Annotated in this window: 13 protein-coding genes; 6 read left to right on the plus strand and 7 right to left on the minus strand. The window is 54.7% G+C overall.

Going from position 1 to position 12,797, the window contains the following annotated elements; genetic code table 11:
* Nucleotides 1-20: 20 nt before the first annotated feature.
* Complete coding sequence (locus A3848_RS05770; protein ID WP_074084004.1) at nt 21-1,163, minus strand: YheC/YheD family endospore coat-associated protein; 1,143 nt, start codon at nt 1,161-1,163, stop codon at nt 21-23.
* 10 nt (nt 1,164-1,173) lie between these two features.
* Nucleotides 1,174-2,541 (minus strand): YheC/YheD family endospore coat-associated protein, encoded by a 1,368-nt coding sequence (locus A3848_RS05775; RefSeq protein WP_074084005.1) that lies wholly within the window; start codon nt 2,539-2,541, stop codon nt 1,174-1,176.
* Nucleotides 2,542-2,678: 137 nt separating this feature from the next.
* On the opposite strand from A3848_RS05775, the gene A3848_RS05780 reads away from it, so the two are divergent.
* A complete protein-coding gene (locus A3848_RS05780; RefSeq protein ID WP_074084006.1) occupies nt 2,679-3,023 on the plus strand; it encodes a YlbF family regulator in 345 nt (114 codons plus the stop codon).
* A 106-nt stretch (nt 3,024-3,129) separates the two neighbouring features.
* Here the strand turns inward: A3848_RS05780 and A3848_RS05785 are convergent, their stop codons facing one another.
* Entirely contained in the window at nt 3,130-3,705 is a 576-nt protein-coding gene (locus A3848_RS05785) for an LURP-one-related family protein (protein ID WP_218618690.1), read from the minus strand.
* Nucleotides 3,706-3,880: 175 nt separating this feature from the next.
* On the opposite strand from A3848_RS05785, the gene A3848_RS05790 reads away from it, so the two are divergent.
* Together A3848_RS05790 and A3848_RS05795 are read left to right on the plus strand one after the other, a co-directional pair.
* Entirely contained in the window at nt 3,881-4,168 is a 288-nt protein-coding gene (locus A3848_RS05790; protein ID WP_074084008.1) for a hypothetical protein, read from the plus strand.
* A gap of 206 nt (nt 4,169-4,374) precedes the next feature.
* The gene (locus A3848_RS05795) at nt 4,375-5,709 is read left to right on the plus strand and encodes a DRTGG domain-containing protein (RefSeq protein WP_074084009.1); all 1,335 of its coding nucleotides are present in this window, start codon (nt 4,375-4,377) and stop codon (nt 5,707-5,709) included.
* Between the two features lie 159 nt (nt 5,710-5,868).
* Here A3848_RS05795 and A3848_RS05800 read toward each other — a convergent pair whose 3' ends face one another.
* From A3848_RS05800 to A3848_RS05815, 4 genes are all read right to left on the minus strand, one after another.
* Nucleotides 5,869-6,720: a leucine-rich repeat domain-containing protein gene (locus tag A3848_RS05800; protein WP_074084010.1), complete on the minus strand. Its 852-nt coding sequence runs from the start codon at nt 6,718-6,720 to the stop codon at nt 5,869-5,871.
* Nucleotides 6,721-6,751: 31 nt separating this feature from the next.
* The gene (locus A3848_RS05805) at nt 6,752-7,039 is read right to left on the minus strand and encodes a YtpI family protein (RefSeq protein WP_074084011.1); all 288 of its coding nucleotides are present in this window, start codon (nt 7,037-7,039) and stop codon (nt 6,752-6,754) included.
* A gap of 69 nt (nt 7,040-7,108) precedes the next feature.
* Entirely contained in the window at nt 7,109-7,612 is a 504-nt protein-coding gene (locus A3848_RS05810; RefSeq protein ID WP_074084012.1) for a sporulation membrane protein YtrI, read from the minus strand.
* A 7-nt stretch (nt 7,613-7,619) separates the two neighbouring features.
* Nucleotides 7,620-7,943, minus strand: a complete 324-nt coding sequence (locus tag A3848_RS05815) for a YtrH family sporulation protein (protein ID WP_074084013.1) — start codon at nt 7,941-7,943, stop codon at nt 7,620-7,622.
* Nucleotides 7,944-8,089: 146 nt separating this feature from the next.
* Between A3848_RS05815 and A3848_RS05820 the strand changes: the two genes are divergently transcribed.
* The 3 genes from A3848_RS05820 to A3848_RS05830 all read left to right on the plus strand — a co-directional run bounded on the left by A3848_RS05820 (nt 8,090) and on the right by A3848_RS05830 (nt 12,742).
* Entirely contained in the window at nt 8,090-11,833 is a 3,744-nt protein-coding gene (locus tag A3848_RS05820) for a DNA polymerase III subunit alpha (protein WP_074084014.1), read from the plus strand.
* 73 nt (nt 11,834-11,906) lie between these two features.
* Nucleotides 11,907-12,407 carry a phosphatidylglycerophosphatase A family protein gene (locus A3848_RS05825; protein ID WP_074084015.1) on the plus strand — a complete coding sequence of 167 codons (501 nt, stop codon included), beginning with the start codon at nt 11,907-11,909 and terminating at the stop codon, nt 12,405-12,407.
* A 146-nt stretch (nt 12,408-12,553) separates the two neighbouring features.
* Nucleotides 12,554-12,742 (plus strand): glutamate decarboxylase, encoded by a 189-nt coding sequence (locus A3848_RS05830; RefSeq protein ID WP_074084016.1) that lies wholly within the window; start codon nt 12,554-12,556, stop codon nt 12,740-12,742.
* The last annotated feature ends 55 nt before the right edge of the window (nt 12,743-12,797 follow it).

Here is a 12,797-nt window from a genome sequence, read left to right on the forward strand (position 1 = left end):
CCATTGATTTCATTCTCCCGTTAATAACGGAGCGGTCCAGCGGCGAACACCCGGGTGTTCGCCGCTGAAGTAAGCAGCAGATGCCTGGTATAGCGCAGCGGGTTCTCGGCGGCGAGCCTAGCAGCCCGGCGGTCGCCCGTCAGCCGGAACACCGTGCGCCCTGGTTTGGAATTGACTTCAAGCAGATAGATTCTGCCGGCGGGATCCAGGCCGAAGTCGAGACCCAGCTCACCGAGTCTGCCGCAGGCCTCCTCCAGCAAGGGAGGCAGAAGAGCTGCTGCCGCGGCCAGCTCCTGCAGCAGTTCTTCTCCGGATTTACCGTATTCTGCAAGCAGGAACGGCAGCGGAGCGACAGCTGTCCCACCGCCATGCAGATTCGAAGTAAGTGAATCTGGTCTGCCCAGCCGAACAGCCATGCCGGTCAGCATCCAGGCGCCATGGCCGTTCTTTTGCATAAGCACACGCACATCGAACGGCTGGCCGCAACTGTCTGTCAGCTGCAGATAAGGCTGTATAATATAGCGGCGCGAGCCGGTGAAATCCTGGACCCAGCCCAGACCTTCATCCAGCGAGCCGAACACATGTTGAAAAGGAAGGTTCACCCCATCCCGTCCGCGAAGGCTAATGCCTCCGCCTTTGCTTCGGGGCAACCTTACAGCATGAAGCGTGCGTTTGCCGTGCGAGCCGGCCCGTGGCTTCAGGAACACGCCTTGTTCTCTTTCCGCAAGCATGGTTCCGAGCTCCCCGGTATCCTTGTAGAGCCGGGTTTCGGGCAGAAGCCCGGCAGCCCTTCGGCTGCGCCGGAGTATTTCGTAGACACCCCATTTATCCGGAATTCCGCGCGACCAGGGGAGGGAGCGTGAAAGGGCGGCCAAGGCGGAGGAAGCTGCTCTTTTTTCCTGCGGACTTGTGATCAGGCAACGATTGTACAGGACATCCGGGGCAGAGGTACATGCAGACTTCCATTGCCCATCCTCCCAGGTATATCCGCTGACGGTTCGGCCGTCGCTGGCTACGCCATACGGGTGGAACACAATGACCTGGAGATCGTACAGCGGGGCCGCCCGGCACAGCCTTGTGCAGAACTCCGGTTCTGCGATAGGGGGATTCCCATGGCTTCGCCCTGTCATAATGCCCAGGAACCCCAATGCTGTCTCCGACATGATGTCCTCCTTATAACCCGGCCAGATAGCGGCAATATAGAATCATTTGCTTCACAGAAGGCCGGATCTTCTGATCGTTCAGCGGGGTATTGTCGTTCTTGGATGGCTTGGAATTGACCTCCAAAAGCCAAATTCTCCCGGATTGGTCCAGAGCGAGGTCGATACCCAGCTCTCCGAAATGCGCGGGAATGTATGTTTCTACACCTCTGGCGATAGCCAGAGCCGCCCGGGGCAGCTGGACCTGCGAGCTCTCTTTTACGCCAGAGGGCAGATTGCTCTTGGTGATCGCTTCCCGTACAGTGCTAAGCGTCCCGCCCCGGGCCAGATTGGAGACGAAATGATTGCTTCCAGCCGTACGGGCGACAATGGAGGTAACGCCCCATTTGCCGGTACCGTTCTTTTGCACAAGGGCGCGGAAATCGACAGGCCGCCGCCCCAGCTCCATCAGGTTCAGACCCTGCTGAATCTGATAACGCGTGGTCTTCATCTTGGGAGCGAAGGACTGGAACAGCTTGGTCAGGCTGGGATAACTTTGTTTGCGGGTACCCAGCGGGGTAGTGGATAACAGCTGGTAACCACCGCCCTCTTCCTTGGAAATGCGCAGAATCCCTTTGCCGAGACTGCCGCGAACTGGTTTGAGGAACACACTGTTATAGGTACCGCACATTTTCTTTAACACCGCAAAACCTTTCAGGGCATGGGATTCCGGTAAATATCTCTGCAGCGTGGCATCTTGCGCCAGCGCTTCAAACACCTCTGTCTTGTCAAGAAATTTTTCATTGAAAAAATGTGTACCATAGCGGGATTTTACATCGGCCAGAAAATGCTGTACGCTAGGTTTGTTCTCTACCTTTCGCGTCGTAAGCCGATTGTTGATCACATCGGCAACAGGAAGACTCAGCTTCCGCCAGCCCTCATCATATACCCAGCCCTGAATGAAAGAGCTGCGCGATTCCAGTGCTTCAGGGGTGAAGAAATAGACATAGGCGCCTTGCGCATGGCAGGCATTGGTAAGCTCCCGGCAGAACATGGTGATCGGGCCGAACAAACGGTCAGGATGATCCGGGTAGTCACGGCTCACCAGTACACCGATCATCGGCCCGAGGCGCAAGGTGCGGCTTCCCGAGCTGTAGGAGACATTGAGCGTAAGCCGCTGTCTGAGCCCGAGCCGGCGGGCCAGTGCTTCACTGACACGCAGACTGTCGGTTTTGGGAACCGGAATGACGGTAACCTCCTGCCGCAATGACCCGAAGGTGAGCTGGATGGAACCATGCGCCGGTATTTTGAGCCTCTTCATGGATTTGTCGCCAAGCATTACAGCGTTTTCCTGCAGGATGCCCGAGTGGACCGTTTGGACCGGGATCTTGAACTTAGACATCGTGGATCTCCTTCCGGTAGGCAGCATGATGCCGGCTATTGAATCTTTAGGGTTACATATCATTCATCATATGGAGACATCTGACCCTTGGTGATTGACCTATTCTTTATACTCACAAAACTTTAGGAGGAACTAATATGAACGTAATTGACAAGGCGCATGAATTGGCGCGTGCCATTAAAGACAGCAGCGAGGTCGCAGATATTGCAAGCGCAATGAAGGTGATTGAAGCGGATCAGGAGAGCAAGCGTATGCTCGATAACTTCCGTCAGAACCAGATTGAGCTGCAGCAGCGGATGATGAGCGGAGAAATGCCTCCACAGGAGGAAATGGAGAAGATGGAGAAGCTGTTCGAGGTGCTGAACCTGAATCTGGGCATCCGCAGATTGTTCGATGCGGAACGACGCCTCAGCGTGGTTATTGAGGATGTGAACAAAATCATTACAGACAGCCTGTCGCAAATGTACGGCGGGGCACAGTAATCTCTCAGCCTGCACCATCATGAAAAAACGGGGGTCGTCCTTCAGCCTATGCGGCTGGAGGACGACCCCCGTTTTGTAGTTTCAACCTAATTTCAGCAGCTGTAGGCTAATCCTGCTTCCCCTCCACCGCGCACAACAGAATCCCGGCAGCCAGAGCGAGACGGCGGTCAAGCAGGCCTTTGCGGTCCTCGGAGAAGTCGGCGATAATTTTGGTGACAAAGGGATTGAAGTTTTGCCGGAAAGCAGGGATGGTAACGTCCCTGAGCTCAATGTTATATTTTTGCGGAATCAGTGTAATGAAACGCCGCAGCAGCGCCATGAGAGCGCTGTCTTCCTTGATCAATCCCATTTCGGAATCGTGGCTGTCCAGCAGAATCCATTCATCCTTCACAATCGATTTGAGCCCTTTGCGGCGCAGTGCGCCGAGATGTTCGCCAGTCTCCGAGTCATGCACATCATAGGTGGCGCTGAAATCAATGACATTGCGCGCCTTGATGCGCAGCAGTTCCGTTGTCATACTCTCATCGTTGTAGATGGCAATATCTTCTTTCAGCTTGAAAGCCTTCATTTGCGAATACAGCACAAGCTCCTCTGAACTGTTGTAGATATGCAGTTTGGCTCCCATGATGGAGAATACTTTTTTACGGATTATGTACTCGGAATAGTTAAATGCATTGTTCAATGGAAATCCCTCCCTGGAATGCATCCATCATCTCATAACCCAGCGGTCCTTGCTATAAGCAAAACTTCAACTTCATATGTTTTTTCATAACTTGTCTCATAATTCAGTTAGCGGGTTCATAGAGTAGAGATATAGATTCAATTGAACAACTCTTGGGAGAAAAGGAGCGGTCTTCATGAAAAAAAGAAACAAATTCAAGCATGTCATCTACATGCTGGCGGCACTGGCCATGCTGCTCTACGCGCTGCCGCAGCTGTCTTTTCAGAACGGCCCCGGCTGGGTGCTTGGTTTCGGTGTCGTCTGGTGTATTTTTGCCTTTCTGGTCATTGCTTCACATCTGCATTTCATTATCGGCGTGGATGAAGAGAAGCACAAACGGCTGGAGGCTGTCCGCAAGCATAAGCTGGAGCAGTGGCAGAGCAAGTGGAAGGATGAACCGGCCAGAGTGTCGCAAAGATCTTGAGCATCGGCATAGCAGATATGTTCATCCCCTGAGTCCGCTATAGCAGCGGGATCGGGGGATTTTTCATATGGTCCCCCAGCGAACATCAGGTTTTCCACTGGACAATCCATGCCATCCAAATGCCCGGACAAGCGGTTGTGCTCCTGTGTTCCAAACGTGTATAATGGGTACAGAATAGTACAGATCGGAGCATGGGGGTGTAACAGTTGGAAGGTCAAGTCGATAACATAACCAAACATGAACAACTGCTGCAACACATCGAGAGCCTGAAGGTAGGGACCAAAATTTCCGTCCGCAAGCTGGCAAAGGAAATGGGCGTCAGTGAAGGTACGGCATACCGTGCAGTAAAGGAAGCCGAGAACCTCGGCATCGTCATTACCAAGGAGCGGATCGGCACCGTCCGGGTGGAAAAGAAACCCCGCAACATCTCCGACCAGCTGACCTTCGGGGATGTGGTTGATATCGTAGAAGGCCATGTGCTGGGCGGAGCGGATGGACTGAACAAACATCTGCATAAATATGTTATTGGCGCCATGAAGGTGGATGCGATGATCCGCTATATTGATGCGGACAGCCTGCTGATCGTCGGGAACCGTGAGGATGTGCACTCGCTTGCACTAGAGCAGGGAGCAGGGGTGCTGGTGACCGGGGGCTTCGGGACAAGCCGTGAAGTCAAGGCACAGGCCGATGAATTGGATCTGCCTGTGATTTCCTCGCGGCATGATACGTTTACGGTGGCATCGATGATTAACCGGGCGATTTTTGACCGGCTGATCAAGAAGAAAATTATGCTGGTTGAAGATATCGTAGATAACAAGCCCCGCCTGAACACACTCAAAATTTCCAGTACGGTCGGCGAGCTCCGTCAGCTGTCCTTAGACAGCGGGGAACAGCGCTTCCCGGTAACGGATGAGTGGAACCGGGTCATTGGGATCGTGGGCCGCCGCGATGTAGAGGAGCATGCCGAGGGGTTGAGTATTGAGAAAGCCATGATCCGCAGCCCGATTACTGCTGGGCTTCAGACCTCGCTGGCATCGGCGGCTCAGATTATGATGTGGGAGGGTATTGACTTCCTGCCGATCGTTGACCGCAACCGCAAGCTGGTTGGCTCACTGACCCGCAGAGAGGTGCTGCAGAGCCTGCGGGATGTCAGCAACCAGCCTCAGCTCGGAGAAACCTTCGATCATCTGATCTGGAACGGCTTTGCCGATGAGCGGGACGAGGAGGGGAAGCTGTTTTTCCATGGCTTTATTACCCCGCAGATGGCAACGGACCTGGGGACTATCTCCGAAGGCGTATTGTCAACATTGATGACGCTCTCCGCCTTCAAGGCGGCCAAGGATATCACGGGCAATGATTATGTGCTCGATAACATGTCTACCTACTTTATCCGTCCGGTTCAAATCGAGCACTCGATTATGGTGATGCCGAAGCTGCTGGAAATTAGCCGCCGGTCCTGCAAAATGGAAATCGAAATCAGCCACTTGGAAACTCTTGTCGCCAAAGCGGTGCTGCTACTGCAGTCGATAGATCATGGCTAATGGCCGCGGTTTTCCGTTAAGCAGACAAGCGAGTGCTAATCAATTGCCGGCTGCGACTAGATTCAACTATGGACTCTTTTTAAACGTCAGTCCTGCTATACTTGTCAAAAAGACTATCCCGTGCGCAGGCCGGAGATAGTCTTTTTGCGATACCACCCATTACAAATATACGATACAGCCGTTGTCCTCCAGCCTCCGCAGCCAGCCCGGAACGGTCAACTCCTGATTCCAGCGCAGGTCCAAGCGTTCCAGCCCCTTGATTTCCAGTAAAGATTCGGGGATTTCCATCAGATAATTACTTCTCAGATCCAGCTCCAATAGATTCGTCAATCGTCCGATTCTCTCAGGGAGCACGGAAAGCCGGTTATTCCGCAGATTCAGCCTCCGCAGCCTGGTACATTCGGTTAAAGATTCCGGCACATGAAGCAACTGATTATCTTCAGCATCCATTACCCGGAGAAGCGTCAGTCCGCCAAATATCTCCGGGAGTCCGGAGAGACGGTTTTTTTTGAGATGCAGTTCCCTAAGGTTAACGAGTTTTCCGCAAGCTTCGGGTAAGGCAGTTAAATGATTGTTCATAACCCGCAGTTCGACCATTCTGGTAAGACCGCCAAGCTCAGCAGGTAATTCCGTAAGTGAATTATCGCTAAGGTTCAAATATTTCAGCTTTTCCAGTTGTCCTATTTCAGGAGGGACGGTGCGGAGACGATTGTTATGAAGATAGAGGTAATCCTCCAGCTGTGCCAGCTTTCCAATTTCTGCCGGGACCGTTTCGATTTGGTTATGACCGAAATCCATCATTTTGACCTTGCAGAGGGTTTGGATTTCAGGTGGAATGCTCAGCAGCCTATTGACTGATAGATTTAAGATTTCCAGATTGTGCATCAGGAATACCTCATCGGGAATGCTGCTGAACATATTGTCATAGAGATTCAAGTCGGTTACTTCACTTAAGGGCTGATCCAGATCCGGCATTGCTGCCAGCCTGCTGTGGGATCCATCGATTTTCACAGTGTTACCTCCTGAGTATCTTCTTCATTTTTCAAGCTTTGTAGAATCCATAGCTTCGCAGCCCGGAAAAAATGTTGAATGCCCCAATCAGTAGAAACACTGCCTCGATAATCACATTGACCGTGGAGCCGCGGAACACAAACATACAGATCAGGGAGAGCGACACCAGCATGGCGCCAAGCAGAATGTTCATGATAGAGCGTTTGACTCCTTTTTCCAGCGGGTCCTGTGCTCTGCGGGAATAGAAGCTGTAGACGGCGGCACCAATCAAACAGACCATCATCAGGATGAACAGCACATATTTGATGAACAGAATCATGGACAGGCAGCTCCTTTGTAGCCGGATGGTAAAAGCCGTGTTTTGCCAACTATTGTACCATGATTGTCCTCAGCTGCGTCTATAGGGACCGATTTCAACCCAGATTTGCAGTACGCCTTCCATGACGAGCATCGTGCGGATGCGGACAGCGTATTCCTTCTCGCGCACAATGTAGATTTTGCCGTCCAAAAGAAGCCGGGCCAGCTTGCCGTCAGTGTCAATATCGAACATGCTGCGCCCGCGCATCGGCTCAAGGTCTGTACTCATTTTGCGGATAATTTCCTTCATGGTGACGGGATCGAGGGGTGCAGTGCCTTCTTTCCCTGTGCTTTCCTCCGTGCGCAGTTTGATTTCCCGGATCACAGTAGAGGTGTTGTTGTATTTCTTGAGTGTCTGGATATCCTTGCGGTACTGCTCGATCTGCACGCGGAGAGCTTGGTTATTCAGCCAGAGCACATTATAGCCCATATGAAAAATGGCGTTATACATGACGCTTCCCACAACCATTCCCAGCACAAAGACGGCGGAAATCTGCGAAAAACGGCGGTAGCGCTGGAAGGGAGGAACCCTCATATCCTGCTCACCCCTTGCCGCACACCCATTTGACCAGCTCGCTGCCCATATGAGCGCCTAGAAAGGCGAAGACTAAATAAAGAACTTGCTTGATGGCTGGTGAGAGATTGCCGCCCAGCATGTTGCTCTCAATGACCCGCATCGGGTCGATAGTTCCGCCGACGGCGGCGGCAAGTGCCCAGATCTTAATCCGGTCGGCCACGTCCAGCATAGTTTGTGTCGGCGGCTGCAGCGAGACTACTGCCCCCATGCCGCCCAGCATGGCTCCTCCCAGCACAATCCCGAAAGCAATAAAGAAATCGAGGACGGCTTTGCTCAAAAAAATATTCATACAAAAAGGCCCCTTTCCGAACCAGGCCGTACTTGACTCAGCCTGTCCTTGTGCTCTTTCTTCATTCTATGGGCGGCTCCCCCTTGAATATGATAAAATAGTTTCATCTTATGTTTTGATTTTGGAACCTGAAGGGAAGTGGGGATATGAGCCCTTTCGTGCATTTGCATGTGCACAGCGAGTACAGTTTACTGGACGGGGCGGCACGCATTACAGATCTGGTGCGCCGGGCCGGCGAATACGGCATGAAATCGCTGGCGCTTACGGATCATGGAGTAATGTATGGGGCCATCCCCTTTTATAAAGCGTGCAAGGCCAGCGGTATCCAGCCGATCATCGGCTGTGAAGCCTATTTGACCGCAGGCTCGCGCCGTGAGCGGGGCAGCCGCAAGGATCAGCCGATCTACCATCTGATCCTGCTCGCGAAGAATGAGACCGGATACAAAAATTTGATGCGGCTGGTGTCCATCGGCCATCTGGAGGGCCAGCATTATAAGCCGCGCATTGATATGGAATCCCTTGCCGCCCATGCCGAGGGTATCATCTGCTTAAGCGCCTGTCTTGGCGGTGAGGTCCCGCAGCATCTGCTGCATGGACGCGAAGAAGAGGCACGCAAAGCGGCGCTGCGGTACAAGGAGATTTTTGGCGAGGATTTCTATCTGGAGCTGCAGGATCACGGGATTCCCGAGCAAAAGCGGGTGAACCCGCAACTGATTGCCCTTGCTTCTGAATGCGGCATCCCGCTGGTAGCCACGAATGATGTCCATTATCTGGCCAAAGAGGACGCCGAGGTCCAGGATGTGCTGATCTGCATCGGCACCGGGAAGACCGTTGATGACGAGGAGCGTCTGAAGATTGGAACCGACCAGCTATTCCTCAAGAGCGGTGAGCAAATGGCCGCGCTGTTCCCGCATGTGCCGCAGGCGCTGGCGAACACACTCCAAATCGCCGAGAAGTGCAATCTGGAGCTGACCTTTGGCGAGCATATCCTGCCGGCCTATTCTCCGCTGCCAGAAGGCATGGATGCTGCCGCCTATCTCCGTGAGCTCTGCTGGAGCGGGCTGGAAGCCCGCTATGCGGATACGCCGCGCTGGTCTTCGCCAGAAGAGAAGGAAGCAGCCGGGAAGCGCTTGGCTTATGAGCTGGGCGTGATTGAGAACATGGGGTTCAGCGATTATTTTCTGATCGTATGGGACTTCATTGCCTTTTGCCATCGCAACGGGATTGTTACAGGTCCGGGAAGAGGTTCCTCCGCAGGCAGCCTGACCGCCTACTGCCTGCGGATTACTGATGTGGACCCGCTAAAGTACAACCTGCTCTTCGAGCGGTTTCTTAATCCCGAGCGTATTACGATGCCGGATATTGATATCGACTTCAGCGACGAGCGCCGGGATGAGGTTATCGCTTATGTGGTGGATAAATACGGCAAAGAGCATGTGGCGCAGATTATTACCTTCGGAACGATGGCTGCCAGAGCGGCAGTGCGTGACGTGGGAAGGGCGCTCAATCTGCCCTATAACGAGGTGGACAAAGCGGCGAAGCTGATCCCGGGGCAACTGGGAATCAGCATCACCCGGGCGCTGGAGGGGGCACCGGAGCTGAAGGCGCTCTATGACAGCAATCTGAAGATCAAAGGCCTGCTTGACATGGCGATGAAGGTTGAGGGCATGCCCCGCCATGCATCGACCCATGCGGCAGGTGTCGTGATCTCCAAGGGGCCCCTGACCGATGCCGTACCGCTTCAGGCTGGCAATGAGAGCACAGCGCTAACCCAGTACTCCATGGAGCATCTGGAGAGCGTGGGTCTGCTGAAGATGGATTTTCTGGGGTTGCGCACGCTATCCATTATTGAGCGCAGCATGAACTGGATTACGGAAATGACCGGCAGTGCTCCGGATTTCCGCATCATTCCGGATGATGATCCTCTAACCTATGAGATGCTGAGCGCAGGAGAAACCACCGGGGTCTTCCAGATGGAGTCTGCAGGCGTACGGCGTGTTCTTAAAGATATGAAGCCTACAGGCTTCGAGGATATCGTATCGGTGGTGGCTTTGTACCGTCCCGGTCCGATGGAGTTCATCCCTAAATATATCGCAGGCAAGCATGGCCAGATCGAAGTGGAGTATCCGCATGCCGATCTGAAGCAGATCCTGGATGATACCTACGGCATTATCGTCTATCAGGAGCAGATCATGCAGATCGCCTCGCTGATGGCAGGATTTTCGCTCGGAGAAGCGGACCTGCTGCGCCGGGCGGTCTCCAAGAAGAAGCGGGAGACGCTTGACAAGGAGCGCGGCCATTTCGTGCAGGGCAGCCTCCAGCAGGGCTATACAGAGGCGGATGCCAATGCTGTCTATGACATGATTGTGCGGTTTGCCAACTACGGCTTCCCGCGCGCCCATGCAGCGGCCTATGGCGTGCTGGCTTTCCAGACGGCCTATCTCAAGGCTCATTATCCCGTCCAGTTCATGGCAGCCATGCTGACGGCTGTGATGGGCACCCACCGTAAGGTGGCGGAATATGTACTGGAATGCCGCCGCAGCGGGATCGGTGTGCTGCCTCCGGATGTCAACGAGAGCGGAGTGCTGTTCACTCCCGTCCCGGGCGAAGGTGCAGGGCATATCCGCTTTGGACTGGCAGCCGTCAAGAATGTCGGCACCCTGGCCGTGGAGAATATTATGGAGGTCCGCAAGGAGCGGCCGTTTGACAGCTTGCTCGACTTCTGCCGCCGTGTGGATCTTCGTGTCTGCAACAAACGGGTGGTGGAGTCTCTGCTGCAGGCGGGAGCATTCGACCGTCTTCCAGGCCATCGTGCCCAATTGCTTGCCATGCTGGACGAGACTGTGGATGCCGCGCTGAAGTGGCGCAAGGAACGCGACGAACTGCAGATTCAGCTCTTCGACGATCTGATAGAAACGCCGAACTGGGAAATCCGCTACCCGGATATTCCAAATTTCACGGTCACCCAGCAGCTGGAGCTGGAGCGCGAACTGCTCGGGCTCTATCTGTCCGGGCATCCGCTGGACGATGCCTCAGAGCTGCTTGAGGAGCCGGGCATGCAGCGGCTCATGGATCTGGGCGAAGCGGCGGATGAGAGCCAGACCGTGACCGCGGGCATGGTCGTGTCCGTCAAGGAAATCACCACGAAGGCCGGGAAGGCAATGGCCTTCGTGGAATGGGAAGACCAGATTGAGCGCTGCGAGGTCGTACTCTTCCCCGAGGTCTGGAAACGCAGCCGCGCCCTGATCGTGAAGGGCGCTCTGCTGGCCCTGCGCGCCAAGGTGCAGCAGGAGGATGAGGGCTTCAAGCTGCTGGCCGAAGAGGTAGCGCCGCTTGGCGCGGACACGCTCCGCGGCCTGCTGCAGCGCCGCAGCGCAGCCGCCGCCCGGGCCGGAGGCCCCGGCCGGGGGGCCACAGCCGGAGCGCCCGGCGGGGCTCCGGCGCAGCTAGCGGGCGCCGGCGGCACCGGCGCCCTCCGCAGCAATGCCGGCGGCGGGGCCCCGCCGGCTACTGCAGCGCCGCGAGCCGCTGCTGCGCCTGCGGCTGCGTCAGCGCCGGGCGCGGCTGCAGGCGCCGCCCCGCGTCCGGCGCAGGGACCCGGCGGCCAGCCCGGCCCGGCCGCCGGAGAGGCCGCTGCCCGGGACTCCGGGGCAGCGGGCAGCGGCCAGCGTGTCTTTATCAAGATCACGCCAGCTGCTGAGAATCCAGCGCTCCTGTCACGTCTCCAGGCGCTGCTGCAGACCCACCCTGGCCCGGCTGACACCCTGCTGTTCTATGAGCGGAACCAGAAGCTGCTGGCGCTCAGCGACGGCTACCGGATTAAGCCCTCGGACGAGCTGGTTGCAGCTATCGAGGCGATGATGGGAACCGGGACCGTCCGAATAAAATAAGAACATTTCCGCCCTTTTCCGCATACATTAGGAAACCACAGGGCAAGGCCCGTGCGGAAAGGGGAAGGTCATCATGTCCTATCAAATGGCAGCAGAGCTGCTGGAGCGCAGGGGAGTATCCCTGTCGTCCATTGCTGAGATCGTATATATTTTGCAATCGGCTTATTATGCGGATTTAACGGAGGAAGAGTGTCTGTCCAGTGTCAAGGCAGTGCTCGGCAAAAGAGAGGTCCAATACACGCTGATGACCGGTGTTGCGCTGGATGAACTGGCGGAAAAACGTCTGCTTCCCCAGCCGCTGCAGGCGGTACTGGAAGCCGATGAATCGCTTTACGGTGCAGATGAGACGCTGGCACTCGGCATTACGGGCGTATATGGGATGATCGGGCTGACAGGTTTCGGATATCTTGACAAAATAAAGCTGGGAATTATCGGGAAATTGAACGATGATAAAGGGAGCATCCACGTTTTTCTGGATGATCTTGTCGCCGGAATTGCAGCGGCAGCTTCAGCAAGAATTGCTCACCGGCACGAAGGAGCAAAGGTATATCCCCATATCAACGGGACGGAATAATTACCTGCACGGGAAACGCCGGATGATGCCCCCTGGTCTGAATTCTATCGCTCTGCTCCTGTTGCGGGAAAAAAGAAAACTGTGTTATCATGATTCCATTATACGGGATACGGCTGGGAATTAAGATTAGGGAGGCTTTGCAGGGCATGTGGACGGTAATCTATATAGCGCCGACCGCCAGAGTGGCGGATATGATTCAGAGCAAGCTTGCGGAAGAAGGATTTCTGATAAAATGCCGTCCGATTAATATGTCCAAGCAGCAGTTTGAGATTCTGGTTCCTTCAGGTGAGCTTGAGGAAGTGCAGGAAGTCCTTAATCTGATTCTGCATCCCTGAGATAACATTTAGATTACAGTCATAACAGCGGCATGCTGCTGTATACGCAAATAAA

The organism is Paenibacillus sp. P32E (assembly GCF_001909085.1).
In the GTDB taxonomy this organism is placed as follows: domain Bacteria; phylum Bacillota; class Bacilli; order Paenibacillales; family Paenibacillaceae; genus Paenibacillus_AQ; species Paenibacillus_AQ helianthi.

Excerpts from the sequence above, each read along its gene's own strand:
- A3848_RS05770 (WP_074084004.1), bottom strand. The coding sequence starts at position 1,163 with ATGTCGGAGACAGCATTGGGGTTCCTGGGCATTATGACAGGGCGAAGC.
- A3848_RS05775 (WP_074084005.1), bottom strand. The coding sequence starts at position 2,541 with ATGTCTAAGTTCAAGATCCCGGTCCAAACGGTCCACTCGGGCATCCTG.
- A3848_RS05780 (WP_074084006.1), top strand. The coding sequence starts at position 2,679 with ATGAACGTAATTGACAAGGCGCATGAATTGGCGCGTGCCATTAAAGAC.
- A3848_RS05790 (WP_074084008.1), top strand. The coding sequence starts at position 3,881 with ATGAAAAAAAGAAACAAATTCAAGCATGTCATCTACATGCTGGCGGCA.
- A3848_RS05805 (WP_074084011.1), bottom strand. The coding sequence starts at position 7,039 with ATGATTCTGTTCATCAAATATGTGCTGTTCATCCTGATGATGGTCTGT.
- A3848_RS05810 (WP_074084012.1), bottom strand. The coding sequence starts at position 7,612 with ATGAGGGTTCCTCCCTTCCAGCGCTACCGCCGTTTTTCGCAGATTTCC.
- A3848_RS05815 (WP_074084013.1), bottom strand. The coding sequence starts at position 7,943 with ATGAATATTTTTTTGAGCAAAGCCGTCCTCGATTTCTTTATTGCTTTC.
- A3848_RS05820 (WP_074084014.1), top strand. The coding sequence starts at position 8,090 with ATGAGCCCTTTCGTGCATTTGCATGTGCACAGCGAGTACAGTTTACTG.
- A3848_RS05825 (WP_074084015.1), top strand. The coding sequence starts at position 11,907 with ATGTCCTATCAAATGGCAGCAGAGCTGCTGGAGCGCAGGGGAGTATCC.
- A3848_RS05830 (WP_074084016.1), top strand. The coding sequence starts at position 12,554 with ATGTGGACGGTAATCTATATAGCGCCGACCGCCAGAGTGGCGGATATG.